The sequence below is a fragment of the Elusimicrobiota bacterium genome (assembly GCA_041658405.1).
Classification (GTDB): domain Bacteria; phylum Elusimicrobiota; class UBA5214; order JBBAAG01; family JBBAAG01; genus JBBAAG01.
Window position 1 is genome coordinate 1 of sequence record JBBAAG010000143.1, and the last position, 3,285, is coordinate 3,285.

The 3,285-nt window shown below is 43.6% G+C and carries 3 protein-coding genes; all 3 read left to right on the plus strand.

Annotated elements, in window-relative coordinates; translation table 11 throughout:
• Positions 1-256: FlgD immunoglobulin-like domain containing protein (locus WC955_13270; GenBank protein MFA5860025.1), on the plus strand; the 256-nt coding region annotated here is incomplete at its 5' end.
• 222 nt (positions 257-478) lie between these two features.
• Entirely contained in the window at positions 479-3,046 is a 2,568-nt protein-coding gene (locus tag WC955_13275; GenBank protein ID MFA5860026.1) for a DUF4382 domain-containing protein, read from the plus strand.
• A gap of 12 nt (positions 3,047-3,058) precedes the next feature.
• Positions 3,059-3,285 (plus strand): UPF0164 family protein (locus WC955_13280; GenBank protein MFA5860027.1); only part of this gene is annotated, 227 nt, incomplete at its 3' end.

The window sequence follows — 3,285 nt, forward strand, 5'->3', positions numbered from 1 at the left end:
CCATGACGGGAGAAACGATAATGCAACCTTCAGCGGGATAACACGGTACTTAAGTATACGGTTAATGCAAGGCCGGGAAGAAAACGTTGACGTAACAATCTGTGACCTCTCGGGTAGAGTGGTACGGCGTATATCCAATCCATCCGGCTGGGACGGTACTGACGACAACGGCCAACCCGTTGCTAACGGCGTATACATTTACCAGTTCAAAGCGAACGGCAAACTGGTCACCGGCAGTGTTGTGGTAGCGAAGTAAAGGATAAACATATTTTATTCATTGAATCGTTGTACCAAAGGAATCTGCAAGTAATGTTGTACGTAAAAATGAGAGGGGTATTATTTTTTTGTTTGAGTTTGAACTTTTTAAGTAATTTCGGTGTCTTATTTAGTAGAGAGAAAATTATTTGAACTTTATGAGTACTCAGGTGTCTATATAGAGTAGTAAGGATATTAAAAAGAGTAAGGAGATATGCATTTCATGAAAGTTAGTTTTAATAAGTTTACTGGTCCAATCGTATTCCTTGTATCATTAATGTTTATATTCTGCTCAACTCTTTCCGCCGCTACTTCGGTTATCGAGAACGAAATATACAGGTTTTCAAATTTGTCATTAACCTTCTCAGGTGTGCAAGTGTATAATACATCAACCTCAGAATGGCTTGGCCTCAGTGTTACGACAAAAACTGTTAATTTAGAAAATGTGTATGTCAACCAAAGCGTAGACTTTCTTAACGCCGCGTCTTTACCCGCAGGGAATTATTCGCAAGTCAGCTACACAATATCGTCGGCTACCGGGACTTTAAGAAACAGCAACCAGCAGACTGTTATTGGTGTTTCCACTACTGTATATGTTATTACCTGTGAGTTTACATTAGAAAATATCAACCTTACGGTACTAAATACAGTTATAGATTTATCAGACTGTATCACCCGCAGTGCAACGGGGTATGACTTTGAATTATCAGTAAAACAAATTATTATAGATAAAATCGACATCGTAACCTGCGACTGGCAGGATTTTACCAGCCAAAGATCAACTGGTACTTGGGTGGGTGAAACTTTATGGATCGATTCCTCAACGCCGGATTGCAGAGTAAACATTACCGACGATTTGTCTGATATGGACGCCACCACTGCGGGGTATATTTACAGTACCAACGCAGGGACGAACTGGTCCGGCGCGCTTGACAAGTTTGAATATACCGATGATACCGCAGCACAGCAGAACTGGGTAAAAGAACCCGGTAGTGCCGCTGGGGATGTTACTATCAGCACAACGAATTATAAGGAAGGCACTAAAGCGTTAAACCTTCCCTGCGAGTTTACCCCAGTGGAGAACACAACCGCTGCGTGGACAAGTACATTCGTATCTACATTAAACTTAACAACTTGCGACAAGTTTAGTTACTGGTTAAACATTCCTGACAAAAGCTTGGTGGATTCAATGGTTTTGTACTTCCAAAGCGGCGACGGGTGGTACTACGACGAACTTGATGTTGATACAAACGCCGGTATTTCGTCCGGCTGGAACCGTGTAGTATTGTCAAAAATAGAATTCTCGACCGCCAGTTACGGTGATGCGCCAGCCGGGTGGCAACAGATAAACGGGGTAAGGTATAGAGTGTATGGCGCGACCACAAGCTATGTAACGCTAACAATTGATGATTTATACGGATACTCGTCGGTAAGCTATACCGGCGACTCCAATAACTTAACCTTAACTGCAGTATCTGTACCGTTTAACCAGGAAAGCGGTACTGCAAACAAAATCAAGTTCTTAATTTCAGATACGGACTCCCGCGTGTTTACCAGCCTGGAATACACTGTAAAAATCACAACGTCAGTACCAACCAACTGGACATACTTTGAACTCTCCACGAGTACCGGCGGATGGGTGGACGGCGAAACTACTGAGATTAACACTACCACCCCGTCTTGCCGTATACAGGTACAGGACATACGTTCTGGTATAGACACCACAACAGCAGGGTATGCATATAGTACCGACGGCGGTACGATATGGCATGGATTGATAAACGATTTTGAGTACGAATCAAACGTCGCGGCGCAAAACGAGTGGGTAGAATCCGGTGACGGCGGTAACGTTGTAATAAGCAGCGATAACGTAAAAGAGAATACACGTTCACTAGTTTTCCCGTGCAACTTCACAGGGGGAGAACCATACGCGAGCTGGATTGACACATTTACCGCAATGGATTTATCAGAATTTGAGAATATAGGTTTTTGGCTTTATGTTACAAACAAAGTCAATGTTAGCTCAATGACAATATCGTTGTTAAGCGGAGCTACCGGATTATATATGTATAACTACATTATTCAAGAAAACACTGCTACCTTCAACGGATGGAACTATATTGTCCTAAAAACCACAGATTTCATAGTTTCCGGCACACCTGCGGGCTGGGATTTTATTGATGGCGCTGTGTTTACGTTCTATCAGTCCACAACAGTGGTTGATACAACCATCCTGGCAGACGGATTCCGTGCTTACCGTTCAGCAGAATGTACGGGAACCGCCGGCAGTACCGGTATAGAAACGGTTACTGCAGTATCAGTACCATTTATGCAGTATTCGTTCGACCAAAACAAAATCAGATTTCTTGTGCGTAATACAAACAACCAGCTTGGGTTTAGCGATGCGTATACCGTAAAAACCAGTACGGGTTCAGGTATATACGCTGCGCAACGGTTGGTCCGAAATAATACCGGCCCTAACCCGGAATTCAAACTCGGCGAAGTGTACAGCTTCCCTAATCCTGCAAAGTATGGGAAGAATCCGGTGTTACACATTGAAGTCGGTATAGCAGATAAAGTAGATATTGGTATATACACCATTGCCGGTGAGTTAATATACACCACCAATATTGATGGTAATTCAGCAAGTGTGGTGAACAACAAGTATTGTTACGAACAGGAATGGGACTCCGGCGGGTATGCCAGCGGGGTATATATTTACCTAATAAAAGCGCATAAGTCCGGGTATGCTGACATCAAGGCTGTGAAAAAACTTGCGGTGATAAAATAAGAGGAAAAATATATGAAAAACATAATAATTGCAGTCTTAGCAGTACTAACCTCAGTATCTTACGGCGTTACAGCAGACCCCGTAGGTGCAGCGTTTCTAAAGATCGGCAGCAGCGCACGTGCCGTAGGGATGGGTTCGGCGTATACGGCGGTGAGTAATGATGTTACCGGCATGATGTGTAACCCAGGCGGGGTGGCGAAGATTACAAAACCCGAAGTCGCCCTGATGCACACACAGTG

Coding starts and splice junctions, on each gene's coding strand:
- WC955_13275 (MFA5860026.1), top strand. CDS start 479: ATGAAAGTTAGTTTTAATAAGTTTACTGGTCCAATCGTATTCCTTGTA.